Consider the following 26,372-nt stretch of genomic DNA (forward strand, 5'->3'; position numbering starts at 1 on the left):
ATATGATAAAAGTTTCTAAAATAGAATATTATTTGCCAGAGACCATTCTTACGAATGCAGACCTGGAAAAAGAATTTCCGGAATGGGATTCCGGCAGAATAAAAGAAAAGGTAGGGATTACACAACGTCATGTGGCTTCAGAAAATGAAACAGTTCTTGATCTTGCGGTAAAATCCTCAGAAAAGTTGTTTGAACATTATGACAAAAATAAAATAGATTTTATTCTCTTTTGTACCCAAAGTCCGGATTATTTTCTGCCGACCACAGCGTGTATTTTACAGGATAAACTGGGATTAAGAAAAAATATTGGCGCTGTAGATTTCAATTTGGGATGCTCGGGTTTCATTTATGGACTGGCTTTTGCTAAAGGATTAATTGCCGCAGGTATTGCCAAAAGTATATTGCTGGTGACTTCAGAAACTTATACCAAGCATATTCACCCAAAAGATAAGGGAAACCGGAGTATATTCGGGGATGCTTCTGCTTCAACGATTGTAGAGGCGTATGAGAAGGGAAGAGATTATCAATTCTGTCTGGGAACAGACGGAAGTGGTGCTGAAAATCTTATGGTACAAAAAGGGGCTTTCAGAAAAAAAAATGAAGCAAACCCCAAAAATGAATTCAGTCCTGAAAATCTTTATATGGACGGGCCTGAAATTTTTAATTTTACAATAGAAAATATCCCGGGATTGGTAAATGAAACTTTGGCAGTCAATGGGTTGAAAATAGAGGATGTTGATCATTTTGTTTTTCATCAGGCCAATTCATTTATATTGAATTATCTGCGGAAAAAGATTAAAATCCCGATGGAGAAATTTTATATTGACATGGAAAATACAGGAAATACAGTTTCTGCAACCCTGCCTATTGCATTGAAAAATATGATGAATAATGGGGTTTTAAAAGAGGGGGACAAAGTGTTGCTGGCTGGTTTCGGAGTCGGATATTCCTGGGGTGCAACCGTCTTGGAAATTTAAATATCAAATCACAAAATAAAAATATATGAAAACTTCCATTTTTTTAGAAAAACTGCAAGAAGAGCTAGAGGAAAACCAAGTATTGACCTTAGATACAAGACTGAAAGATTTAGAAAATTATGATTCAATCAGTCTACTTTCTGTAATTGCTTTTGTAGACGAAAACTTTGACAAAAAAATTGACAGTGATCAGTTTAAAGATATTGAAAAGGTGTCTGATATTGTTGAAATTATCGGAAAAGAGAATTTTGAAGATTAATATCCATCAGCTTCATTGAAAAAATAAAATGATGACCTGAAAAGATCACCATTTTTGTATTTCATATTTCGACAGATACATGGTCTGATTTATTGTTTGTCTTTATAAAGATTTTCAATAATCTGTTCTACTTCATTGAAGATTTTTTGATTGTCAAACTGATCTTCAATGGTTTCAAGGTTTTTCCGGATTTTAGCAATCAGTTCCGGATTGGTCAGAAATGTTTTCATGGCATTATACATTTCATTCGTTTCATAGTTGATAAGATATCCGGTTTCCCGGTCTTTGATCATCATTCCCACATCACCGGTATCAGTTGCTATAATAGGTTTTTGCAGAATCAGAGCTTCGGCAATAACAAGAGGCCATGCTTCAGATTCGGAAGGAAGGATAAAATAATCCGCATTTTTCATGTACGGATAAGGATTCATTTTATTCCCTGCTAAAATAAAGGTCTTCTGAACCTGGCTGGTCTGGATCTGCTCCGTGAGGTTTTTCATTTCCTCTCCATTCCCGAGAATGATAATACTGTGATGGAATCCTTCGTTGATAAGTTTTTTGTGTGCATCAATAAGTTTATGGTATCCCTTTCTGTGATGCAGCCTTCCTACGGAAACAAAAACAGGTCCCGGCGGAAGTTCTTCAATTTTTTCCTGTGCTTTCTTTTTTATTTCTTCAATCGGAATGGCATTGATGACTACGCTTTCCACCGGATATTTTAAATCAGGATAGTAACGATGCATCATATCCTTGATCTTTTGAGAACAATAGATCATATGATCGAATTTGGGAAAATTCTCAAGGATATCCGGAACTAAGGGCTGTAATGCCGGTAAATTAATTTCTGAGTGAAACCAGCCTATTTTTTTTGATCCTGTATTACTGGAATTGGTTACTGATGAAAAAGCGGCATATGTAGGAGCGATCTCAATATCAAACTTTCTGTTCCCTAATATACGATCCGAGACCTGATGATCTTTTAAAGCACGAGAAAGTTTTAGCCTTCTCCTGATTAACTGAAGTTTATGGATCAGGGGATTTTGGGAAAGGCTTTCTTTGCCCTCTACAAGGTATACTTTTTTGATATGCTTAGGAAATTCATCCCGAAGTTCTCCCTGATTCAGATTCAGACAAATTGTAATGTCGAATTTTTCAGGATTAAGATGATTAAGCATACTTAATATTACTTTTTCCACCCCTCCCATTTCCATAGAACGGTGTCTGAAGAGAACTTTTATTTTTTTATTTTCCTTCATTATCTGAAAAGTTTCTGTAAAGTAATGAAGATTTTTTTCTTTATCCTATATGGAGCTTTGTTTTGATATTCCAGAAGAGCAAAAATTTCCTTTTGGTCCGAATACGTTTCCGGAACTTTTTTCCCATTGATGCTTTTAATGTCCCTTCTTTTCATGCTTTCAAAAACTACCTGGGCAAAATAGTCGTAAGATTTTCCTTTATTATCATTTTGTGAAATTCCTCCGGCATGAGTTCTGTACAGATAGTTGGTTTCATTGATAAAACAGACATTTCCCTTTTCATACAGTTTTAAATAGAGATCCTGATCTTCTGAAATTTTCAGATCTGTGTTTATTTTTTCAGTTTGCTCATATATGTTTTTTCTGAAAGTTACAAAATGACTGATCTGTATTGGATAATTGAAAAAATAAGGGTCTCTGTTTCTTACCTGCATCGCAGATTTAAAGGGCGCTATAGGGTTAAGATCTTTATCACAGGTCATAAAACGTGAGTAGGCAAGTACCACAGTTTTTCTCTCTTGAAAGACTTGCACTGCTGATGCTATTGCAGTAGGAAGAATAGCGTCATCGGGATCTACAAAACCACAGATTTCTCCTGTAGCCAGTTCTATGAGTCTGCTTTTGGTAACTCCTACACCATAATTTTTTTCATTCTCAAAGAATCTGAATCTGTCATCTCCCGCTATCATCGCTTTGAGTTGTTCTTTTTCCTCTTCTGAAGAGGCATCATCCAGGATAACTGCTTCCCAGTTTTTGTAGGTTTGTGAAAGGAGAGAGTCATAACAATCCCTGAATAACATAGAATTGTTATAATGTGCAATGAGTACGGAAAACTTCATGTTTTAGTTTGATTCCTGTTTTTAGTTTAAAGAGTATTGTGGATTAATTCCTGTTTGTTGATCACCTGAGTATTGGGAAGGACATCCTGATAGATCGTACATCCTGCGCCGATAATACAGTTATCGCCGATGGTTACTCCTTTCAGTACTGTCACATTGCTACCCAGCCAGCAATTATTACCTATTTTTATAGGAGCTTTCGTAAATTTTGAAGGATATACTTTAAATTCAGGAGAAGCTTCATATACATGATTGTGGTCATAAAGCTTTACATTTTCACCAAATAAGGTGTTGTTTCCTATAGATATATGTTCCAGACAATTAATCGAGCAAAAATTATTCATGAAAAAATCAGTTCCTATCTCTAATAATGCATTTTCTAAAACTACGATTGAAACATAGTTTCTGAAGTCTGCTGAGGGGCCGATGCTCACTTTTTTCAGATTCTTATGAAACATAAAATGAGTTCCTATTCCCAATCTTATATTATGAGAAATAACATGAGGATGTTTTTTAAGCAGAGAGAGCTGCTTTTTCCTTTGAACCTTTTCTAAAAAACTGTAAAGCATAGGAGTAACTTTTTTTTCATTTGAGTTAGACAAATATAATCTGTTTTCGATAAATGAAAAAAAAAATCTTTACTTTTGCTGTATTAAAGCCAACACAGTGAGTGAAATAGCAAGAGTTCTCAAAACATTTATAGGGTATCTGAAAAGACCCGATCTTTATCCGGAACTGGGCCGGAAAATTATTAAAAATACCGTCAACAGAGGTAATGCTTTTAAAGGAAAAGAAAAAACACATTCCTGGGCGGCTGAAAGAGCAATAACACAAAAAGAAGCTATTTCTGGGCTTTTCGGGTTGGAAATGGATGCTTTTCGCAAAAACTATCAGGAAGTATTAGCCAATGCTGCACAGAAAGAAGAGAACTGTCCTGTTAAAATGGGAGGCCCCGGCGCGTTAGAGCTTCTGTATTATGCCTGTGAGTTTACCAATGCCGGAAATGTAGTGGAAACCGGAGTTGCGTATGGATGGTCTTCCCTTGCATCACTTTTATCCTTAACAAAAAGAGAAGGGATACTGTACAGCTCAGATATGCCTTATCTTGCACAAGATGGTGATCAGTATGTGGGATATGTTGTTCCTGAAGAATTAAGAACAGGGTGGAAACTTTTCCGATATGCAGATAAAGAATCATTACCCAAAATATTTGCTGAAAATCCTGTTTTTGATGTTCTGCACTATGACTCAGATAAAAGCTATAACGGAAGAATCTGGGCCTATGATGAATTGTATAAGCACCTGAGAAAGGGAGGCGTTTTTATCAGTGATGATATTGGAGATAATTCTGCTTATCAGGACTTTTGTGAAAAAAATGCTATTGAGACAACCGTTGTAGAGTACGAGGGGAAATACATTGGTGTTTTTATTAAATAATTTTTTGAAATACAGACGATCAATTGTTGGGAAATAGTGAGAAGCTACCGGATACCGAAAAGTGTAAATAAAACTTACAATACAGCTGTTTAAACAGTTTTTATGAAAATTCCACAGATTACATTTACCAGGTTTCTTGCGGCTATGGCTATTGTCATTTCCCATTTCAATAAAGATATGTTTCTATATAAAATAGATTACATTTCAAATATCTTTCTGAAAGCGAATGTTGGCGTTAGTTATTTTTTCATTCTTTCCGGCTTTATTATGATTGTAGCTTATCACAGGAAAGAAAAAATTGCCTATTTTGATTATTATAAAAACAGATTTGCACGGATCTATCCTCTGTATGTAGTAGGGCTTTTGCTTTATCTGGTCACAAAATATTCAGGATTTAGTTTCTATAAAGGGTTTCTGTATTTATTCGGACTGCAAAGCTGGATTCCGGGAGAAGCAATGATTCTCAACTTTCCGGGATGGTCTATTTCGGTAGAGTTTTTATTCTATCTGATCTTTCCCTTACTGTATAATTATTTTTATTCTAAAGGAAATAAAAATATTTGGGGGGGTACTGTTTTTATCTGGATCGTTACCCAGATATTTTGCAACCTGTACGCAGGTTCATCATATTATAAGGGGCCTCATACGGAAAGCCACGAATTGCTTTATTATTTCCCACTGATGCATATCAATGAATTTCTGGCAGGAAATCTGGCAGGTTTGTTTTTTGTGAAAAATCATCAACGGAAAAATTATGATCTTCCGATAATGATTATTTTCGGGCTGGTTCTGTTATCTCTGGTTTTTCTCCCTCTTTTTTACCATAACGGATTGATGGCGTTGCTGTTTATTCCGCTCATTGTGTTAATATCAAGAAATAAAGGAAGACTGACAAAGTTATTTTCATTGAAACCTTTGGAATATCTTGGAGAAGCAAGTTATGCGGTCTATATTACGCATATTCCGGTTTTGTACATTTTAAGAGAGATGCTGAAAAAATATCATCTTGATAGTAATGGCATGTTCGGGATTTATATGGTAGTGCTTATCATCACTTCAGTATTGTTTTATCAGTTTATTGAAAAGCCGTCAAGAGATTATCTTAAAAAAATAAAAATTAGCTGAGAATATTTATTTTTGTGTAATTTAAAACACTCAAAATGATCGAAATAAACTTTGTTCCCAAAGAAATAGCATCGAAAAGAAGTTTCATTGCTTTATGGGAAGTGTTTAAATATTAATAACTTCTAACAAGGTAATATGTTATTTAATTCTATAGGATTTCTTATTTTTTTACCCATTGTATTCTGCCTGTATTGGTTTGTTTTCAATAAAAAATTTCAACATCAGAACAGACTGCTGCTGCTGGCAAGTTTTTATTTTTATGCCTGCTGGGACTGGAGATTTTTGTTTTTACTGATGTTTTCAATTGGGCTGGATTTTTTTTCTGGGATTAAGATTGAGAATAGTAAGAATAAAAATGAGGCTAAATTCTGGCTTACTTTAAGCATTGTTATCAATCTTGGCTTTCTGGGATTTTTTAAATATTACAACTTTTTTATAGGAAGTTTTGCCGACCTTCTTGGAGGATTCGGATTCAAAGTCAATGTCTGGCTTCTCAGGGTTATCCTTCCGGTAGGGATTTCTTTTTATACATTCCATGGGCTTTCTTATGTAATAGATGTATTTAAAAAAAGAATCAAAGCAGAACGGAATTTTACAGATTATGCTGTATTTGTAAGTTATTTCCCATTGTTGGTAGCAGGCCCTATAGAACGAGCAACTCATTTGCTGCCTCAGATACAGAAAAAAAGAGTATTTCATTATGAACAGGCTGTTGACGGAATGCGTCAGATTCTTTGGGGATTTTTCAAAAAAATGGTGATTGCCGATAACTGTGCGCCTTTAGTGAATGACATTTTTACTAATTATCAGACCGAAAGTCCGGGAAATCTTGTCATCGGAGTGGTATTGTTTGCTTTTCAGATTTATGGTGACTTTTCAGGATATTCGGATATTGCATTAGGTGTTTCCCGGTTGTTTGGGATAGAGCTTCTGAAAAACTTTGCTTTTCCATACTTTTCAAGAGATATTGCTGAATTCTGGAGAAGATGGCATATCTCACTTTCATCATGGTTCAGAGATTACCTTTATATTCCGTTAGGAGGAAGTAAAGGCGGCCTTTTTATGAAGATCAGGAATACATTTATTATTTTTCTGGTTTCCGGATTCTGGCATGGAGCCAATTGGACTTTTATTATTTGGGGAGGGCTTAATGCACTCTATTTTATGCCCCTTCTGATTATGAATAAAAATCGTCAGAACATGGAAGTTGCTGCACAGGGAAAATTGTTCCCTACTTTTAAAGAATGTTTTCAGATTTTTATTACTTTCCTGATCACCTGTATTGCATGGATTTTTTTCCGGGCTGCCTCGGTAACTCAGGCATTTGAATATATAAAGAGAATCTGTAGTAAAGACCTTATTATAATATCCCATCCGTTACCTATAAAAATAATAGCATTGATCGGATGTATGCTTATCGTGGAATGGATTAACAGGGATAAATTCCACGGGCTGGAAATAAAGAGATTCAGCCCGTGGATACGACGCAGTTTTTATTTAATCATTATTTATATCATTCTCCGTTACGCCAATTTCGGGAATAATGAATTTATTTATTTTCAGTTTTAGCATGAAAAAGTTTTTAATAAAAATAGTACCTTATTTTGTTGCAATAGTTATTGTATTCGGTGTATTGGGAAGCTTTGCTGATGGAAATACAGATGATAATTATATGCATTTTGCCGTTAAAAAGCCACAGAATATTATTTTAGGAGATTCCCGGGGATCGCAGGGAATTGTACCCGGAGTTTTAAAGAAAAAACTTTCCAGAGAATTTGATAATTTCTCTTTAAATATTGTTCAGTCACCTTATGGAGATGTTTATCTTAAGGCTTTAAAAAGAAAATTAGATCCGGAGACTAAAAACGGAATTTTCATTTTGACTGTTAATCCGTGGAGTTTATCATTGGATAAAAACGTTAAAAATATTAAGGAATTTCCGGAATATCATTCCCCCCTCAATGATGTGTATACTTATGACCGGTCTCCAAATTATGAGTACCTGTTAAAACATTATACAAGAAGCTGGTTTAAAATCTATACCGAAAGGGAAGCGGCTGTTGGAAAATCAAATTCATTTCTTCACAAAGACGGATGGATGGAAATTAGTGTGGATATGCATCAGGATTCTGTTCAGGCCAGAACCAGGCAAAAGGTTATATTTTATGAAAAAATTGCAACACAGGTCGAGTTGTCACAAGAGCGTCTGAGGGCCTTTGATGAGATCATTAATTATCTTAGAACCAAAGGAACTGTTTATCTGGTTCGGGTTCCGACTTCTTCTCCTATTATGGCGATTGAAAATAAAAAATTTCCTCAATTTAGTAAACGCTTACAGGATATTTCCCGTAAACAGAATGTAAAATTCTTTGATTTTTCAAAAAATTCTGAAGATTACAGATATACTGACGGAAATCATATGTACAAAGAATCCGGTAAAATTCTTACTTCCAGAATTGCAGATTCTATTGATGCGAAAAAACTAAAATAGGGTGTTTCTGAAATTGATATTGTAAATTCCTGAACGGATACTCTGGTAGTCAGACAGCAGATTTTTCAGAATCATGCCCCATTTTTTAGGTACGGGTGCATTAGCAATTTGGAAACTTCTGTAAATTCTGTTGATATGAAGTTTTACATTATCCGGTATTGTCTCTTCATTTTTGGCCCAGTCATCTACTTCTTTCCATAAAAGAATTCTGGTGGTAGCCGGGTTTATTTTTTTAGAATCTACCATGGTGATTCTGTTGTTTTCATGCACGCCTCTTACCCCAACAGCTTTATCCAGTATTCCTGGGTACAGATCAAGATAAAAAGACAGACGGAATAGAAATTCCGTATCCTGATGAAGCCTTAAGCTGGATTTAAACAGGGGATTCATTTTCCGGATCAGCGCGTCTTTTCTGATGGTTAACGCATCAATACTGAATAAACCAAAAGCTCCCAACATATAAATCTGGCCGGGAAAAACCTCTTTTGGATTATGTTTTTTGTAAACAGTAGTCAATTTATCTCCGAATACGGGATAATATTGTTCTTTTGCTTTTTCAGAGTAATAATGAACGCCCAGAGCGCCATAAACGCCTTCTACCTTCGGGTCTTTAAAAAGTTCTTTTTCTGCATCGAATCTGTTCGGAAGATAATAGTCATCGGCATCCAGAAAAGCAATGAAATCACCTGTGGATTTTTCTATTCCCAGATTTCGGGTAGGGCCCGCCCCGTGGTTTCCTTTGTCAGGATGTTGGTATAATTTTACTCTGTTGTATTTTTCAACAAGTTGTTCACATACCTGTAAGGCATTGTCCGGGGATTTGTCTTCAATCAGGATGACCTCATATACTTCATCAAACTGAAGCGCAGATTCTACGGCCTGAGTTACAAATTTTTCGGCATTATAAACGGGAACTATTACTGAGATTTTCATTAATTGCCTTTTTTGATCATTTGTTTGGGATAATGACTGCAAGATAATCAAATATAAAGACTTGCACCTTAAAAACCAATTAAAAAAAGCGGAAATACAGTTGTTTTTTATAGACTGATACTTATATCTTAACTGTCAGATCAGCGATTCCCTAAAGTTAATATTATAAAGACCGGATCTTATACTCTGATAATCTGTAAACAGGTATTTAAGAATCATGCCCCATTTTTTTACAGTCGGAGCTTTGGCAATTTCAAAGCTTCGAAGCATCCTGTTGATATGGATCTGTATTTCTTCGGAGGTATCTTTTTCGCTTTTATACCAGTATGCGAGCTCCTTCCAAAGCAATGCTCTTGAAACGGAAGCATCTGTTTTACGAGGGCTTATTTTTGTTATTCGGTTCTCTTCATGAACACCGCGCATGGCAATTGCTTTATCTATGATTCCCGGATAAAGATTAAGATAATAAGACAGTCGAATCTGGAATTCTGTGTCTTCGTGGAGTTTCAGATGAGATTTGAATAAGGGATTAAGTTTCCTTAGCAAAGCTTCTCTGCGTATGGTCAGGGTATCAATACTGAAATGGCCAAAAGTACCTAACATATGAAGTTGTCCCGGAAAAACATCTTTCGGATGGTAGGTTTTATACACCGTGGTGAGTCTGTCTTTAAATAAATGATAGTATTGTTCTCTTGCTTTTTCAGAGTAATAATGGACTCCCAGTGCTCCATAAACGCCTTCTACTTCAGGATTTTTGAAAAGTTTTTTTTCTGAATCAAAGCGGTTGGGAAGGTAATAGTCATCGGCATCCAGGAATGCAATAAAATCGCCGGTTGATTTTGCGATTCCTAAATTCCTACTTGGGCTTGCTCCGTGGTTTTTTTTATCAGGATGCTGATAAAGTTTTACACGCTCATATTTTTCGGCAATCTTCCGGCATACCTGTAGTGCATTATCCGGAGACTGGTCTTCAATAAGAATCACTTCATAAACTTCATCAAACTGAAGAGCAGATTCCACTGCCTGAAGGACATATTTTTCGGCATTATAAACAGGAATAATTACTGAGATCTTCATTTCACCTTGACAATACATTGAGTGTTTAATTTAGTACCATTTCAAAAACGAAATTAAGCCTTTAATTTTAGTTTTCCAACGCTGATTATCCTGTTATTGTGAAATATTTATTAATAAATTGTTTTATGCCTTCAGTTTTAGTTTTAAAAATTCTGTAATCTTTTTTTCTACAAAATGATACAGCAATGCGGCCAGTGCAACCACCATAATTAATTTCAGAATAAAATAAGGGATATTGAGGTAGCCGTCAACTTTAAATCTTCTGAAAAGTATTTCAACAAAAGGGTGGGAGAGGTATAAAGAATAGGAAATATCCCCTAAAAAAACTAGAAAACGATTTCCTTTGAAGTGAAAAGTATAATCAAAAAGTAAAAATGAGAATACAAATAGTGATACAATTAATAAAGTTATCAAAGTTCCTGAAGGAATGGCATTAAACAAGAGTAACAGAAAAGAGATAATCCCAGTTATACAAATTAGGACTGCCAGTTTTTTACTGATTGCTACTTTATTCAGAAGCAATGCAAATAATATTCCGGTTACAAAATAAAGATTTAACGGGCTTGTGACCATCTGAAGGTATGAACTATCAGACGGTATCAAGAGTCCTGAAAGGTAAGTGCCGATAAAAAAGATGATAATAAAAAGATATCTTTTTGTAAAAAACAGGAGTGAAATTCCGAATATCAGATAGAAAAACATTTCATAATTGAGTGACCAGCCGAGGTATAATACCGGAAAAGTATTTTTTTGAGGAAGGAACAGAAAAGAATGGATCAGTCTGTTCAAACCTTCTCCGTGCATATAGGTCATAAGAGATCTTCCAAGGATAATCCATGCCAATGTCAGTAAAAAATATAAGGGTACTATTCTGATAATTCTTCTTTTGAAAAATAAAGCAATTTCCTTTGATGTGTTGATACTGAAGTCCTTTTTTCGGGTAGTAAATGCCATAATAAACCCACTGATCACAAAAAAAATATTAACCCCGATACTGCCCTTACTGAATAGGATATCACCAAGAGGAAGATGCGGGAAGTTGATATATCCTGCAAAATGGAAGCAGCATACTAATAATGCTGATATACCCCTTAATATTTGAAGGTTATTGAGCTTCATGAGTGGGTATATGTAAAGCGGTATTTGGTCTTCAGTATATCAGGATTTTTAAGAACAGCAGCCAAAAGCCCTGTTATTTTTGAAATTCCTTTTTTCTCTGAAAGTTCAAATGCTTTTTTCTGCAAATAGAGATGTTGGGCAACATCTGTTTCCAGTGATAAAGACTGAGACCAATCATATAGAGAGTTCCAGAAAAGATATTGTCTCTGATTATACTGGGGTGAATATCTCACAATCTTTGTAATTCTGTTATCATCATGTATTCCTCTCATCGCAACGGCCTGATCTATGATTCCCGATTTTAAATGACAATGGTAAGCCAGCTTAATAATAAAATCAGAATCCTGATGTACGCGGAGAATATTATTAAATCTTAGATGATACCGTTCAAGAGCAGACTTTCTTATCGTTAATGCATTCAGGTGAAAAAATGAACCGAAAGTTTTCGGTGTAAGTCCCAGAAGCCCTCTGAAGATTTCTTTTCCTTCTGCCGGATAGTTTACCGTAGTTAATGTACTGTCACTGAATTTAGACTGAAACTCCTGTTTCCCTTTTTCTGTGAGATATTCAATACCAGTGGCACTGAATACACCTTCTACTTTTGGATCTTTAAAAAGTTCTTTTTCTGCATCAAATCTGTTCGGAAGATAATAATCATCTGCATCCAGGAATGTAATGAAATTTCCGGCAGCTTTTTCAATACCGAGATTTCTTGATGCGGCAGCACCATGATTTTCTTTATCAGGATGCTGAAACAGCTGTATTCTTGAATCTTCACCGGCTAATTTTTTGCCAATTTCTAATGAGTCATCAGTAGACTTATCTTCCACTAAAATAATTTCTTTAACTTCTTCAAACTGCAATGCCGATTGTACTGATTTTTCTAAAAACTCAGCAGCATTATATACGGGGATGATGACAGAAATATCAAGCATTATAATACAGATTTATTGTTATGAGCCCATAGAGCAAGCTGCAGTAAATTCCAGTGTTTATGATCTTTGTTCAGGAATTTTTGGGTAGCCTTAAAGTCAATATAGCTGAAAACTTTCTGATCCGGATCTTTTAGAAGATCGTTGGAAAGCCGCATAAGATTATCTTCTTCAAACCAGCTTTTAACGCTAAGCCCGAAACCTTGCTTATGACGGCCTCTGATGGTATCGGTCCAATAAGATCCCATGGATTCACGGAGGATGATTTTATCGTTTTCGCTGGTAAGTTTCAGCTGATCAGGAAGCTGGATACAAAATTCTGCAAAATCAATATCCAGAAAAGGGGTTCTTACCTCCAGCGAATTGGCCATCGCCATTCTGTCTGATTTTACCATCATATTGCCCGGCACATAATTCTCCAGATCTACTCTCATAATGTCATTTAATGAATCCGGGTCAGGTGTAAAGCTGTATCCCTGCTGATAATCCGTTGAACACCCTAACATTGAACGTTCAGTTGTATTAAAATCATTTCTGACGGAATTCAAATGAAAATCCAGGATAGAACCGTATTTTAAATTCTGCTGGGTAACGAAGGAAACGGTTTTTGCTTTTTTATAAAGATTGAGCGCGAATCGTGCGATTAGATTTTTATAACTGAAATGATTTTTCATCATATTTTCCACCGTATAAAAGTGATACCCGCCGAACAGCTCGTCTCCGACATCTCCGGAAAGGGCTACGGTAAGATTTTTCCTTGCATTTTTGCAGATCTCATAATGAGGGAGGTAAGAAGTATCGGCAAAAGGTTCGTCAAAGAAAGGAGAAACATGCAGTAATGATTCTGCCAGATCTTTTTTCTGCTCATGAACTTCTATGTGATTGGTTTTATATTTATCGGCAATCTCTTTGGCATATTTGAGCTCGCTGTTTTTATGGTCGTAGCCGAAACTGATCGTAGTCTGATGAGGTAAAAATTCATCTACTAAGGCAACCACAGATGAAGAATCCAGGCCACCGCTTAAAAAACTTCCTACCTGAACATCTGCAATAAGCTGTTTTTTAACGGCATTTTTCAGAAGGTATAAAAATTCTTCCTTGGCATCAGACAGGCTGATTACCCTGTCTTTTGACGGTAAACTATAATATCGTGAAACATATACGCTGCCTTCTTTCCAGATCAGTTGATGAGCAGGGGGTAAGGTGTGTATATTGCTGTAAATACTTTGATAAGCACTTACATATCCGTACTGAAGATAATTGGAAACTGCTTCGGGATTTACTTCAGGCTGAATGAGCCCGGAAGCCAGAATCGCTTTGATCTCCGAAGCAAAAATAAACTCATTATTATGGCCTATAGCATAATAGAAAGGTTTTTCACCAAAACGGTCTCTGGCGCAGAACAATTGCTGTTTATGGTCATCCCAGACGGCAAAAGCAAACATTCCGGGAAGGTCATGAATAAGGTTTTCCTGTTTTCTCTGATACATGGCAAGAATAACCTCAGTATCTGAACCTCCGTGATAAGGATATTCTGCATATTGTCTTTTAAGGTCCTGATATCCATAGATTTCCCCATTAAGAACAATGCATTCGTTTTTTGTATTGGAGAACATGGGTTGTTTCCCATTTTCAGATAAATCTATAATAGAAAGCCTGCGATGGCCCAATGCAGCATTGTCATAGAATTCAAAGTCTGAAGAATCAGGGCCACGATGGATCAGGGAATCTGTCATTTTTTTGATTTCCTCCTGATAATTTCTGGCATTGTTACTTATAATTCCTGCTATTCCGCACATATGCTTTTGTTTTTCATCATTACTATTCTCATTTTGTATACGCTAATTTACGATAGATTAAGGAAAGTAGGACCGGTTTGTATCAGCTGCTTCCGTAAACTGTTGAGCTGGTCTCCGTCAGCGGAAATTTTTTTGTACTTTTTAGACAGTTGTCTGTAAGTACTGAAGTTACCGGTCAGAAAATTTTTAAGCATACTTTGTTGTAGTGCTTTCTTTTCCTGTTCCCATCCATCAGGTAAATTAGGGTTCATAGCATTAACCTCCACCCGGACATCTTCAAATTTTGTAAAATCTATTTTATATAATGACTGTACTCCGTCATGCACCACTTTACTACCGGGAACAAGCAGTACTTTTTTCCGGTGAAAATGAATACGGTTAACATATTCATCATCCTCTCCGTAATGGAAAAAATACGGATTAAAGCCGCCCACAGTTTCTATTGTTTTTCTGGGGAGCAGCCAATGGGCAGCATTTACAAAACGGATCTCATAATAAGGTTTCAGCGTCTGAAAATACAGATCTGAAATCAGTCTGGTTTTCTCATAATTTTTAGCAATATACTGATCTAAAAAAATATCCAGATATTTTTCTGAGCCGTCAATATGGAAAGGGCTGATTATTCCAATTTCATCCTGATTAGGATGCTGCATATAAATATCAAGCATTTTCTCCATGCTGTCTTCATAAAGCCATGCATCCTGATTCATCAGGTAAAAAAAGTCTGCCCCTTTTCTATAAGCTTCTTCAATTCCTATATTATTGGCTTTCCCGAATCCTAAGTTGGTTTCAGACTGGAGAAAACTGATTTCGGGAAACTGATTTTTAATATAATCCTGTGTTCCGTCTGAAGAACCATTATCAATTACAGTACACTGCACAGGAACTGAGGACTGCCTCAAGCTTGTAAAACATCGTTCAGCCCATTTCATGGCATTGTAAGTAACAATAATAATATGAACGTTAGGCATTGTAAAAGTTTTAATTGTAAGTTTTAATTGATCTGGTAAAAGTATACTTTATAATCTTTAATAACTGGCTTATGCCCGTACCGATATTTCCGGAAATAGAAAAACGTTCAAAAATAGCTGAATAGAGTTTTCTGTTGAGCAGGGGAGAAGTAAATTCCTTTTCATAATAATATTTATTGATGAGCTGATCAAGGGTATTCACAATCTGCTGATCTGCTCTTTTATCATTATTAATCCGTTTGATGTTTTTAAAAATATCAATAGAGGTACGGTATTGTTTTTCAGTTTCTAATGAGCTGAATACACCTCCGCTGTGAAGACGGTAGACCCCCACTACTTTATTAAAGCTTCTGCCTTTTCCAAACTCCAGCACATGATAAAAATAATAAAGATCTCTGTAATTAGGATATATATCTATCCATTTGCTGTCAATACAATCTTTTCTGATCAGATAGGTAAAAGTTTGGGTTGGGCGCTGTATAAAAAAGCTATCCTGTGTGTAATCAATATATTCCCGACCCTGAAACATAGCATCTTTTCCGTCTTCTGTCAGTTTATTTTCATCCTGATGAAGCAATAAATTTCTGGCGGTCACCATTGCATATTCCGGATTGTTTTCAAGAAAATCATACTGGAACTGTAGCTTTTCCGAATCAGTCCAGTAATCATCTCCTTCACAGTATGCTACATATTTTCCTTTAACCTGTGCGAAAGCAAATCTTTGGTTTTCCACAAATCCGATATTGACTTTATGACTAAAATACCGGATAATATCCGGATATTGGGCCGCATATTCAGAAATAATATGGTCAGAATCATCCGGTGAGTTATCATTGCAAATGATCAGTTCAAGAGGGAAATTTGTTTTTTGGGATAGCACGCCTTCAATAGCCTCCTTAAGATAAGGAGCATGATTGTAAGTGAGCATGATGACTGATATTTTTGGTTTCATCGACTAATAATGGAATCTGTTAATAAGAGATGGAACGATCTCTTTAGGCTTCAAATTTATTAATTCCTGAGGATTCTTCTTAAGATCCTGATAAGTATAGGGAATAAACTGTCTGAAAAGATCCGTATCCAGCTCAACGTTTATAGGTAGGTTATGTTTTTTCTGAACAATACCAAGCCCATAATCCGTATCAAGAACAAAAACATCCAGATCCTGCGGATATTTTTTTAATAAATAAAGAATAGCTTTCCAGGTATCCCCGTTCCATTCACCAGTCCAGTCAGGATGCTTTTCCTTCGCCAAAAATTCTTCTGAGTTATAAGCTGTGGAAGCGGGTTCACTGACAGGAAAACAATCATGCATCACAATGATCGACTTTTCATTCATTAAGGGAAGTATATTGAGAACGTCTTTGAGAGCCTGATGGTAAGTGTGCATTCCGTCTACCAGAGCAATGTCAATATTTCCGAATGTTTTGATAAAGCTTTTCTTCTGGTCAAAAAAATCATCACTGGTCATCTCAAAATAATGGGTTTTTCTGTTGTTTTTAATATCAAAAACTTTTCTTTTGAGTTTTTCCATCTTAGGAATGATGAAGTTGGGGTCAATAGCTATTTTATTTTTACAGCCTATCGCATATAGAGAACTGCCGCTGCGGGTACCAATCTCAAGATACCTTTTGAAATTACCCTTTTGAATAATGTTGTTGATAAGATGTACTCTGTTCATTTGTGTAATGAGGGATTAAGTTTAACATTAATATTTGTGAGTGATATTGAGAAAAGCAGCCCTTTTGTTTTTAAGGATTGCCCGGGAATTCATAATTTCAGTAAATCTGCCTTTCTGATACTGATATTCTTTCCAGGTATCCGCGGCTGCAGAAACCTGCAGTTTAAAGGCTTGTTTTATTATTTTAGGAATAAAATCTCTGGTCAATGCTTCTGAATCAAAGCTGAGTGCAGGATCCAGGTAGCGTTGTTCCCGTTGTACTCTCTGTGCATTGATGTGACTGGTTTTAAGAAAATCCTGTTTACCGTCATGCACCACTCTGCTTGCCGGACAAACGATGATTTTTTTCTTAAAGAATGAAATACGCTGTACATATTCATAATCTTCAGAATAATGAAAAAAATAAGGATTAAAGCCCCCGATCTCTTCAATAGTTGTTCTGGGAAGCAGCCAGTGTGCGGCATTCACAAAGTCTATTTCGTAATAGTCTTTCAGCGTACCGTTAAAGCTGTCTGAAAAAATTCTGTTGATATGGGTATTCCGTGCAAGATAGCGTTCAAAAAAGACATCCAGTTTTTTCTCACTGCCATCCATATGTATAGGGCTTAGAATTCCAAGCTCGTTTTTATCGGGGTAAGCATGATAGACCTCCAGTAATTTCTGAAAACTATCCGGATAAATCCATGCATCCTGATTCATCAGGTAGAAAAAATCGGCTCCTTCTTGATATGCTTTTTCTATTCCCGCGTTATTAGCTTTTCCAAAACCCAGATTTTGTGGAGACTGCATGAAATCCACTTCAGGAAAATGCTTTCTGATGTATTCCTGTGTGCCGTCTGTTGAACCGTTGTCTATGACAATACACTGTACCGGAACCAAAGAGTTTCTCAGGCTTGAGAAACATCTTTCCGCCCACGGCATGGCATTATAAGTAACAATAATCACATGCATAATCGTCATCTTAAATATACTTTCGGGTTAAAGATTCAAGATAATTTTCAGGACTTATTCCTGAAAAGAAACTGAGGATTTCCTCTTCAAAGTCGACTTTGTAGAAGTCGCCTTCGTTCACTTCCGAATAACAGGCCTTCTTACGGGTTTCTTTTTCGATAGCACCAATGATTTCTTTCAGATCAAAATTATAAGGAAAAGAAAAATTAATAATCTTATTCGGAATAGATTGGCAATGTGATGCTAAAAACGTAGAAATATCCTCTATATCCAACAGCAGTCTTCTGGCTTTAAGATGCAGTGCAAATTCATTTTTATGAGCTATCTGGGTTTTCAGAAAATTAAAAAGGGTATTGGGGTTTCCGCCTTTTCCTACAATATTTCCGATTCTTAAAATCAGATAGTTTTCAATATTATTCTTTATATATTCCTCAATATTCTTTTTATAAATGACATAAGGACTTTTTTGCTTGGACTGGTCATGGATACTTAAAGTAGAAAAATAGACGAACTTTTTTTCTTTATGTTGTTCATGGGTAGTTTTTAAAAGAGAAAATTCTCTTTCAAATTCGGAACTTCTGGTTTCGAGGGAATTTGAAACACCGGAAGCAAAGAATAACGTGTCGTTGGTATCAATATTTTTTAATGCATGAGCAATTAGGCCTGTTCCTATAATCATATTGTATCAGATTTTTCTTCACGATAGTAGTGAAAGTAATAAATTTAATTCTAATTATTTGTGTTTATCTTATTGTTAATGCTTTTGTGGTATCTAATATATTTGAAGTACTGTTTAGCAATAGCAGTATGGTCTTTAAAATTAAGCTTTTTAGGATAAAACCTTAGTGTAAATAAGATATTTTTTTTATTAATGGGATAATATTCGAAATACTTGTATAAAAAACTTAAAAAAGCCTTTTTTTCAGTTTCCGAATCATTTTTTTGGCGGAAACTTAGATTAATATTTTGTTTGACCAGAATATTATTATCCAGCCATACTTTATCGCGATTGCCTTTTGAAAAATGTTCGATGAGAATATCATCCACCACATAGTTCTGAAGCTTTTCTGACATCCTCAGGCTTAGATCAAGATCATATCCATGAAAACCTTTAAGGATTGCTTCATTAAATCTGAATTGCAGATAATTCTCTTTTTTAACAGCCATAAAGACACCGTCTATAGCAAAAACCTCTTCTCTGTTTCTTTTTGTTGAATGAATGAGAAAGGAGTCTGTATTTTTTTTATCCCCTTGCAGTATATTTACGAAATTATATTGTTCAGAAACAGTCCAGCTTGAAGGGGCAGAAGGAACATATGATGATCCTGCCACTCCTATAATTCCCGAACCTTGCCCGTTCAAATGGGTGATCAGTTTATCACCCCAGTTTTTTGTTTTAAAGAGGATATCTTCATGAATGAAAAGCAGATAGTCAAATTGTGCCTTTTGAGCTCCTTTGTTATAGGCTTCACAGATCCCCATCAGTCCCGGATTATCAATCTTGATCACTTCGTAGGAGGTACCAATGGTTTCGGCTATATTTTTTTCGAGTGCAAAAAAATATTCAGGCAGATAAGAAGAGACGATAATAGAAATCATTTTTTAAAGTAAACTGTCGATTATAGTGAAAATTTTACCAGCCAGTCTTTTGTCCGAATATTCATTTTCCAGCCTTCGGTGGATATTTTCTCCGTAAGTTTCCCGCAGTCCGGAATTCTGCATAAGGCTCACCGTCTTTGCTGCCATTACATCCAGATCCAGATAGGGCACAAGAACTCCATGGTCGTTCTCTAAAAATTCTACTGCACCACCACTTTTTTCAAAAGCTATAATGGGTTTTTTAAGTTTGGCAGCCGTAAGCATCACCAATGGAAAAGGATCCTCACGCGACATCAAAATAAAAACATCAAAAATATTGATATAGTCATTAGGGGTCTTGTTATGATCGATAAAGATCATCTCATTTTCCACTCCCAGTTTTTCTGCATCCAGCTTTGCACATCTCACGGCAGGGCTTTTTGAATTTCCCCCCAGATTGATAAACTTAAAAGGAAGGTCGGTTTTTTGTTTTATTTTCTGAACCAACACCGGAATCATATCCGTTCCTTTTCTCAATTCCTGAGAGCTTGCAATTCCAATGACATATTCATTATTCTGAATATTGAGTTCACGTCTTAAACTGTCTTTATCTTTTTGAATGGTAAGAACCGTGTCAACAAAAGAATGAACTGCAGTGACTTTTTGAGGGTTCGCATTGTATTTCGCAATGAGATTATCAGCAACGGCTTGTGAGCCGGCAATAATCTGAGTGATATTAGAAAGGTTTTCTAAAACGAATTCTTTAGGAAAAGTACTTTCAATTCCAAAACTCAGCTCATGAATGGCTACAATCGTCGGAATATTTTTTTTATAGAAAGGGAGTGTCCAGACTAGTGATTCCAAAGTATTTCCATACACAAGATCGTAATTGTTAACAAAAAGACCATTGGTGATCTTATCAATTTTATCCTGCTGGCTTTCCGTTTTTCTGAAGATAAGAGACTGAATTCTTTTTACATTTCTTTTTATAAATGAAAAAGACTGCAGGTGATAATGGGCTACAACAATGTGGTTGGATACTTTTGCAAATTCTTCATATAACTCTCCACCTCTGATCAATAAAACATCAATGATATAATTTTCTTTTTCCTGTTTCAACCTCTTTATTAAATCTAAAACAAGAATTGGAGCACCCGATAAAGAAGCTTCGTGGGAAATGAATAATATTTTTTTATGAGAACACATTAAATGAAATTTTGGTGGATATTATTTTTTTAGACCTATTTTTTTAGCAATTTTTAATATTACAATTTTTAAAAGATTATTAAAATCTATGATTTTTTCTATATAATGATAATCTTTTAATTGTAAAGATAATTTTTCTTTATCTTCAATAGGTTTTGATAACGCTGTATAATATTCATCATATTGTGTTTTTAAATTTGTATTTACTTGTTGATTTTTTTTAAAATGTTCTATTAAAAGTTTCAAACAAAACAAAACATTTACCATTTGGTAAACTTTACTTTTTGTACTCCATATCCCGCTACCCACTCGATAGGTTGCCATACAGTCAGGGAAGTATTTTATTAAGCCAAAAGAAGCATTAATCATATGCAAAGGATAATCTCCTATTGGTGAGTGATTGATCCATTGAGGCAGTTCTTGAATGTTTTTTCTGAAAACAACCGAAGGTGTATGAATAAAATTTCCTTTTGAGAGATCATTTATCGAATAATCCTTTTCTTCATCAGGATTATTAAAAATAATAGGCTCTGTATCATTAGAACTTATTCCTTTGATTTTATGAAAACTTAAACTGTATTTAGGATTGAGCTCAAGAAAATCAACTTGTTTTTGAAGTTTTAATGGATCTGTCCAATAATCATCACCCTCACAAATAGCAATATACTTTCCTTTAGCCTGAGAGATTGACCATGTGAAATTGGGGATTGCTCCTTTATTTTCGTCATGTTTTATATACTTTATCCAATGGCCATTAGGATGTGTATTAATGAGATTTTGAATAATAATTTCAGTATTGTCAGGTGAGTTATCATTAGAAATAATAAGTTCGACTTCAGCATTGAAAATTTGAGATAAAACTCCATTAATACTCTCTTCAATATATTGTTCATGACCGTATGTAATCATGATGACGCTTACTAAAGGTTTCATTATTATTTTTTTTTTATAATTTTTGCCGGAACACCAGCGGCAATGCAGCCATCCGGAATATCTTTGGTGACAACGGCACCTGCTCCAATGATGACATGATCACCAATGTGAATATCAGGAAGGATGATTGATCCTGAACCTAATTGACAGAAATTTCCAATACTGGCTCTTCCCAAAATTTTTACATCTGGAGATATTTCAACAAAATCTCCGATTTTTACATCATGTGTAATAATTGAATTGTAATATATAATTGGGGCCAGACCTATCGAGACATCATTGGAAATTTTAACACCATCTAAAATATTTGCTCCATTACCTATATGGATTCCATAGGATCCAATATCTGCTTTTGAACTGATTGTTGACGTTAGTTGTCCACCAATATTTAAAAATTTTTCTGCTAGTTTTTTTCTTAGCTCAGGATTTCCAATACCAATTGTAAATTTATTATCAATTGTTTTAAAATAACTTTCTGATGATTCAATGTTTTTTAGGATGGGAAATGTTTCATAAAGAAATCCATTCACATCATCATTTATATCATCATAAAAAGCAAGACCATTTAAGTCATTATTCTGATGGCAAATTTCAAGTACTTCTTTTGCAAAACCTTTAGCTCCTATTATTAACATATTTAATTGTTTTGAATTCTTAACATTAACCGTGCAATGAACTCTATTTCTTCAAATGTTAAATCATAATACATTGGAAGACACAATACTCTTTTTGAAATATTTTCAGTAATTGGTAATTCTTGAGTAGGTAAATAAGGTAATGCAGAAGCAAGGCTAGGATAAAAATATCTTCTTGTAAAGACTTCCTGTTTATCCATTTCTTTCTTTAGTTTTAAAAGAAGCTCTTCACTTTCCAACACAATTGGATAGTACGGATGATTTTTACTTGCTTTTGGGTTCCATACAGGTTTTACAGCTTTTAAGTTTTTTAGCTTTTCATCATAAAGATCAGCAAGAGCTTTTCTTTTGGCATGTATTTGTGGAATATATTTTAGGTTTGCCAATCCCATTGCTGCATGAAATTCAGAATTTTTACCGTTAATTCCCAACTCAGAAAACGCGTCGAAATCGGAAATTCCGAAGTTTCGGATATAAGCCAGTTTTTTTAAAAGTTCAGCATCTTTAGTAACAATTAATCCACCTTCAATGGTATGATAAAGCTTTGTAGCATGGAGAGAACAAGTGGAAACATCACCATATTCAAATATAGATTTTCCATTTATTTCTACACCAAAAGCATGGGCGGCATCATAGATTATTTTTAAATTATGCTTCTTAGCAATAAGTTCTATAGCTTCTACATCGCAGGGGTTGCCATAAACATGGGTAGCCAGAATTGCAGTAGTTTTTTCTGTTATGGCTTCTTCAATCTTGGTAGCATCTATACAAAGGCTTATGGGATCAATATCTACAAATACGGGGGTGCAGTTTTCCCAGACAATACAACTGGTGGTGGCAACAAAAGAAAACGGGGTGGTAATAACTTCTCCGCTTATTTCTAAACCTTTTATCGCCATTTGAATGGCAACAGTTCCGTTCGTCACAAAAAGGAGATGCTTTAATTTCAGATGATCCTTCAGTTCCATTTCAAGCTGGCTTGCTAAAGGGCCCATATTGGTAAGCCAATTTCTTTTCCAAATGCCATCCACATAGGCATTATATTCTTCCTTCGGAGGAAGAAAAGGTTTTGTTACAGGAATCATAAGTTAAATATTCAAAGGGAGTTGAGTGAGTATTCCATTTTTCTTGACAAAGACAACTTCAACAAGCCATAAAACAGGGAGATCAAATGGTCTGTTTAAATCTGTTATATCATACATTTCATAGCCGGCTTCATCCATTTTATTTATTAATTTAATTAAAGAATTTTTATAAATCTTATTTTGAATTCCAGCTTCTACCATGAAGACTTCTGTTTTTCCAAAAAAATCAGATGCTCCATCTAAAACTTCTAAATCTAATCCTTCAGCATCAATTTTTACAATATCGGGGTATGGTAATTGGTTTTCTTGTATGATTGTATTTAAGGTCTTTATTGGCACTTCAATCTGCTTAAAGCCTCTTTGACGTGCTTCCTCTTCCGAATAGATAAATGAACAACTGTCATCTCTTTCATGAATCGTGAATTTCAGAACATCATTCTTATCACCGACTCCTACAGGAAGATATTTTATCTTTTGATTTTGAAGTAAATCTTTAAAGTATTCAGAAAGTCTTTCCTGTGGCTCTATTAGAAGATAACAAGCATTGGGGAATTCCTTTAATGCTTCTCTTGTCCATGTACCTGTATTAGCGCCGATATCAATAATGAAGTTGGGCTGGAAATTCAATTTTTTTAAAGTACTGTAAAACTTATTTAATAGATTATTTTTATCATTCTCCATGACAGGAGTGTTAGGAACAGAATGATAATTAACCGTGTTCTTAACAATTCTGTAACCCAATTTATTGGCTGCCTTTTGTATAATTTCTTTCATGATGATAAGGTGTATTATTTTGGTACTTATTTTTGAATTATTGTAACTCCCAATTAAATTCAGGGCGGATAAATCCAGGTTCTCGCCCCATATAAACTCCTATTTCTCTATTACCGTCAACTACTGAAAAAGAAACAATATCATTCTCCATAATAATAGATTTGCTTTTATCCTCAACTAAAAAAAAGCTTAAATAATAATTTCCTGATTGAAAGAATTTTTTAGGAAAAGTACATATGAGAGAGTTATTTCCTTTATTAAATTTAATATCAGTATTGTAAAATGAAAATAAAGCTTCTCCATAATCGTTTTTAAGATGATAGGTGATATGGTAACGCTCAGGCTGATCAGTATCCAAAATGAAGTTTGTAATAAACTCTATTGTTTCATTTTCATCCAGAGGCTCATTCATACTTTTTGACGAATTTTTTAAAGTAATTTCTTCTAGTTTGAAAAATTCATTTTTAATATTCTCGTAGATAAAATGATTTGTATTGTATGAATTATTGCTACCTAAATATCTTAAAACAGTCTCATCAATATTACCCTGATAAACCACTTTTCCGGTGTCAAGTAGTACACCTTTGGTACATAAAGTTTTAATGGCAGCCATATTGTGGCTTACAAAAAGAATAGTTCTTCCTTCTCCCTTGGTGACATCACTCATTTTGTTTAAGCATTTTTTCTGAAAATCTGCATCTCCCACAGCTAATACTTCGTCTACAATCAGAATCTCGGATTCCAAATGAGCTGCTACTGCAAAGGCTAGTCGTACATACATTCCGGAAGAATATCTCTTTACTGGAGTGTCAATATATCTTTCAACTCCGGAAAAGTCTACAATCTCATCAAATTTTCGTTTGATCTCTTTTCGGGTCATGCCTAGAATAGCACCATTCAGGAATACATTTTCACGACCCGTCATTTCCGGGTGAAAACCGGTTCCTACTTCCAGTAATGAAGCGATTCTTCCATGAGTATATATTTTCCCTGTAGTAGGTTTTGTTACTTTACTTAAAAGCTTGAGAAGGGTAGATTTTCCGGCACCGTTTCTTCCGATAATTCCTACGGCATCTCCCTGTTCAATTTCGAAATTGATATCCCGGAGAGACCATACATAATCAGAATTACCTTTGGAAGTTCTGTCATTGGCTTCACCAACTTTGAGATAGGGATCTTCTTTCCCTCTCATTTTATGCCAGAATCTGTTGAGGTCATGAGAAAGAGTTCCTGTCCCCACTTCACCCAGGCGATATTGTTTTGATATATTTTCTGCTTTTAAAGCTAGCATGTTTTAGTGTTTTAAATTTTTTATTCAGGTGTTTTTACGGCGGTAAAGTTTATACTGTGTTTATACCGTATCCATAAATGTTTTTTCAACTTTATTGAAAGTAACCACTCCTACCACAAGAAGAATTAAAATGATCACCGTACTCGCAATTAACATGGCAGGAGAAAAATCACCTACTCCCAGCCATCCGTATTTAAAGCATTCGAAAATACCTGTTAATGGATTAAACTTTGCCAGGCTTTTGAAATATCCCGGTAACATTGATACAGGATAGATCACTGGTGTCGCATACATATATAACGTGATACCGAAAGCCAGTAGCATGCTTAAATCTTTATATTTTGTTGTTAATGCTGAAAAAATCATTCCCATTCCCAGGGCAAATAAAGCCATCAGAACAAGTAGAAAAGGAGTGGCCAGTACCCACCAGTTCGGGGAAATTTCATGATTGATCACATAGTATGCCCAGACGATCAGGAATAAAAGAAACTGTACACTTAATCGCATTAAGTTTGAAATAACAATAGAGATCGGGGTAACCAGTCTTGGGAAATATACCTTACCAAAAATATTGGAATTTCCGGTAAAGGTTGCCGATGTGCCGAGCAGTGCTCCTGAGAAATAATTCCATAAAGTGACTCCGGCAAGATAAAAAATAACCCCCGGAGCTCCATCTGTCGGGAGCTTTGCGAATCTTCCAAAGATAATCAGATAGGTAATGGTGGTGAAAATAGGATTGATAAAAAACCAGATTGGCCCTAAAATGGTCTGTTTAAAGCTGGATATAAAGTCTCTTTTTACAAACATGTAGATAAGATCTTTATATCTCCATACTTCTTTAAGCTTTATATCAAATAAAGAATGATCAGCTTCAATTGTTTCGGTCCACTTTTGTTGTGGTTCATTCATCTGTGTAAGTTTTTACAAATTTATAATAATTAATTCTTACCATATTTCTTAGTTTGTGAAACATATTTTTGCACAAAGCCAAAAACAACAACTAATATATTGATATTTGTTGTT

Annotated in this window: 27 protein-coding genes; 6 read left to right on the forward strand and 21 right to left on the reverse strand. The window is 35.1% G+C overall.

Annotated elements, in window-relative coordinates:
* The first annotated feature begins 2 nt into the window (after nt 1-2).
* Together JO178_RS00155 and JO178_RS00160 are read left to right on the forward strand one after the other, a co-directional pair.
* A complete protein-coding gene (locus tag JO178_RS00155) occupies nt 3-977 on the forward strand; it encodes a ketoacyl-ACP synthase III (protein WP_291930208.1) in 975 nt (324 codons plus the stop codon).
* A gap of 25 nt (nt 978-1,002) precedes the next feature.
* On the forward strand, nt 1,003-1,236 hold the full coding sequence (locus JO178_RS00160) for a phosphopantetheine-binding protein (protein WP_291930210.1): 234 nt from the start codon (nt 1,003-1,005) through the stop codon (nt 1,234-1,236).
* 89 nt (nt 1,237-1,325) lie between these two features.
* Here JO178_RS00160 and JO178_RS00165 read toward each other — a convergent pair whose 3' ends face one another.
* The 3 genes from JO178_RS00165 to JO178_RS00175 are packed head-to-tail and all read right to left on the reverse strand — an operon-like array spanning nt 1,326 to nt 3,900.
* Complete coding sequence (locus JO178_RS00165) at nt 1,326-2,492, reverse strand: glycosyltransferase (protein ID WP_291930212.1); 1,167 nt, start codon at nt 2,490-2,492, stop codon at nt 1,326-1,328.
* Nucleotides 2,492-3,331 carry a glycosyltransferase gene (locus tag JO178_RS00170; protein ID WP_291930214.1) on the reverse strand — a complete coding sequence of 280 codons (840 nt, stop codon included), beginning with the start codon at nt 3,329-3,331 and terminating at the stop codon, nt 2,492-2,494. The genes JO178_RS00165 and JO178_RS00170 overlap by 1 nt, the downstream gene beginning before the upstream one ends.
* A gap of 26 nt (nt 3,332-3,357) precedes the next feature.
* Nucleotides 3,358-3,900 carry an acyltransferase gene (locus JO178_RS00175; protein ID WP_291930216.1) on the reverse strand — a complete coding sequence of 181 codons (543 nt, stop codon included), beginning with the start codon at nt 3,898-3,900 and terminating at the stop codon, nt 3,358-3,360.
* Nucleotides 3,901-3,997: 97 nt separating this feature from the next.
* Here JO178_RS00175 and JO178_RS00180 point away from each other — a divergent pair, with 97 nt between their 5' ends.
* The 4 genes from JO178_RS00180 (at nt 3,998) to JO178_RS00195 (ending at nt 8,384) form a co-directional block, all read left to right on the forward strand.
* Nucleotides 3,998-4,768 carry a class I SAM-dependent methyltransferase gene (locus JO178_RS00180; protein ID WP_291930218.1) on the forward strand — a complete coding sequence of 257 codons (771 nt, stop codon included), beginning with the start codon at nt 3,998-4,000 and terminating at the stop codon, nt 4,766-4,768.
* A 102-nt stretch (nt 4,769-4,870) separates the two neighbouring features.
* Entirely contained in the window at nt 4,871-5,893 is a 1,023-nt protein-coding gene (locus tag JO178_RS00185) for an acyltransferase (protein WP_291930220.1), read from the forward strand.
* Nucleotides 5,894-6,028: 135 nt separating this feature from the next.
* Nucleotides 6,029-7,462 (forward strand): MBOAT family O-acyltransferase, encoded by a 1,434-nt coding sequence (locus JO178_RS00190; RefSeq protein ID WP_291930222.1) that lies wholly within the window; start codon nt 6,029-6,031, stop codon nt 7,460-7,462.
* A gap of 1 nt (nt 7,463) precedes the next feature.
* Entirely contained in the window at nt 7,464-8,384 is a 921-nt protein-coding gene (locus tag JO178_RS00195; RefSeq protein ID WP_291930224.1) for a hypothetical protein, read from the forward strand.
* Here the strand turns inward: JO178_RS00195 and JO178_RS00200 are convergent.
* The 18 genes from JO178_RS00200 to JO178_RS00285 all read right to left on the reverse strand — a co-directional run bounded on the left by JO178_RS00200 (nt 8,376) and on the right by JO178_RS00285 (nt 26,258).
* Nucleotides 8,376-9,317 (reverse strand): glycosyltransferase family 2 protein, encoded by a 942-nt coding sequence (locus JO178_RS00200; protein WP_291930226.1) that lies wholly within the window; start codon nt 9,315-9,317, stop codon nt 8,376-8,378. The two genes, JO178_RS00195 and JO178_RS00200, sit on opposite strands and share 9 nt — an antisense overlap.
* A 135-nt stretch (nt 9,318-9,452) precedes the next feature.
* A complete protein-coding gene (locus JO178_RS00205; RefSeq protein ID WP_291930228.1) occupies nt 9,453-10,412 on the reverse strand; it encodes a glycosyltransferase family 2 protein in 960 nt (319 codons plus the stop codon).
* Between the two features lie 105 nt (nt 10,413-10,517).
* On the reverse strand, nt 10,518-11,513 hold the full coding sequence (locus tag JO178_RS00210) for an acyltransferase (RefSeq protein WP_291930230.1): 996 nt from the start codon (nt 11,511-11,513) through the stop codon (nt 10,518-10,520).
* Complete coding sequence (locus JO178_RS00215; protein WP_291930232.1) at nt 11,510-12,448, reverse strand: glycosyltransferase family 2 protein; 939 nt, start codon at nt 12,446-12,448, stop codon at nt 11,510-11,512. Before JO178_RS00215 ends, JO178_RS00210 begins: the two co-directional genes overlap by 4 nt.
* Entirely contained in the window at nt 12,448-14,244 is a 1,797-nt protein-coding gene (gene asnB, locus JO178_RS00220) for an asparagine synthase (glutamine-hydrolyzing) (RefSeq protein WP_291930234.1), read from the reverse strand. Before asnB ends, JO178_RS00215 begins: the two co-directional genes overlap by 1 nt.
* Nucleotides 14,245-14,291: 47 nt before the next feature.
* Nucleotides 14,292-15,215 carry a glycosyltransferase family 2 protein gene (locus JO178_RS00225; RefSeq protein ID WP_291930236.1) on the reverse strand — a complete coding sequence of 308 codons (924 nt, stop codon included), beginning with the start codon at nt 15,213-15,215 and terminating at the stop codon, nt 14,292-14,294.
* A 10-nt stretch (nt 15,216-15,225) separates the two neighbouring features.
* A complete protein-coding gene (locus JO178_RS00230) occupies nt 15,226-16,167 on the reverse strand; it encodes a glycosyltransferase (RefSeq protein WP_291930238.1) in 942 nt (313 codons plus the stop codon).
* A gap of 3 nt (nt 16,168-16,170) precedes the next feature.
* The gene (locus tag JO178_RS00235; protein WP_291930239.1) at nt 16,171-16,896 is read right to left on the reverse strand and encodes a class I SAM-dependent methyltransferase; all 726 of its coding nucleotides are present in this window, start codon (nt 16,894-16,896) and stop codon (nt 16,171-16,173) included.
* Between the two features lie 27 nt (nt 16,897-16,923).
* Nucleotides 16,924-17,847, reverse strand: a complete 924-nt coding sequence (locus tag JO178_RS00240) for a glycosyltransferase family 2 protein (RefSeq protein WP_291930242.1) — start codon at nt 17,845-17,847, stop codon at nt 16,924-16,926.
* Nucleotides 17,848-17,857: 10 nt separating this feature from the next.
* Complete coding sequence (locus JO178_RS00245) at nt 17,858-18,526, reverse strand: hypothetical protein (RefSeq protein WP_291930244.1); 669 nt, start codon at nt 18,524-18,526, stop codon at nt 17,858-17,860.
* Between the two features lie 50 nt (nt 18,527-18,576).
* Nucleotides 18,577-19,446: a glycosyltransferase gene (locus JO178_RS00250; RefSeq protein ID WP_291930246.1), complete on the reverse strand. Its 870-nt coding sequence runs from the start codon at nt 19,444-19,446 to the stop codon at nt 18,577-18,579.
* Between the two features lie 3 nt (nt 19,447-19,449).
* The gene (locus JO178_RS00255) at nt 19,450-20,631 is read right to left on the reverse strand and encodes a glycosyltransferase family 4 protein (RefSeq protein WP_291930248.1); all 1,182 of its coding nucleotides are present in this window, start codon (nt 20,629-20,631) and stop codon (nt 19,450-19,452) included.
* A 21-nt stretch (nt 20,632-20,652) separates the two neighbouring features.
* Nucleotides 20,653-21,564, reverse strand: a complete 912-nt coding sequence (locus JO178_RS00260; protein WP_291930250.1) for a glycosyltransferase — start codon at nt 21,562-21,564, stop codon at nt 20,653-20,655.
* Between the two features lie 2 nt (nt 21,565-21,566).
* Entirely contained in the window at nt 21,567-22,199 is a 633-nt protein-coding gene (locus tag JO178_RS00265; RefSeq protein WP_291930252.1) for an acetyltransferase, read from the reverse strand.
* 2 nt (nt 22,200-22,201) lie between these two features.
* On the reverse strand, nt 22,202-23,284 hold the full coding sequence (locus JO178_RS00270; protein ID WP_291930254.1) for a DegT/DnrJ/EryC1/StrS family aminotransferase: 1,083 nt from the start codon (nt 23,282-23,284) through the stop codon (nt 22,202-22,204).
* A 3-nt stretch (nt 23,285-23,287) separates the two neighbouring features.
* Complete coding sequence (locus tag JO178_RS00275; protein WP_291930256.1) at nt 23,288-24,058, reverse strand: FkbM family methyltransferase; 771 nt, start codon at nt 24,056-24,058, stop codon at nt 23,288-23,290.
* Nucleotides 24,059-24,095: 37 nt separating this feature from the next.
* Nucleotides 24,096-25,349, reverse strand: coding sequence for a polysaccharide ABC transporter ATP-binding protein (locus tag JO178_RS00280; protein WP_291930258.1), 1,254 nt, complete (start codon nt 25,347-25,349; stop codon nt 24,096-24,098).
* Nucleotides 25,350-25,409: 60 nt separating this feature from the next.
* Nucleotides 25,410-26,258 (reverse strand): ABC transporter permease, encoded by an 849-nt coding sequence (locus JO178_RS00285; protein ID WP_291930259.1) that lies wholly within the window; start codon nt 26,256-26,258, stop codon nt 25,410-25,412.
* Nucleotides 26,259-26,372: the final 114 nt, after the last annotated feature.

This window comes from Chryseobacterium sp. (assembly GCF_019236175.1).
Taxonomy (GTDB): Bacteria; Bacteroidota; Bacteroidia; order Flavobacteriales; family Weeksellaceae; genus Chryseobacterium.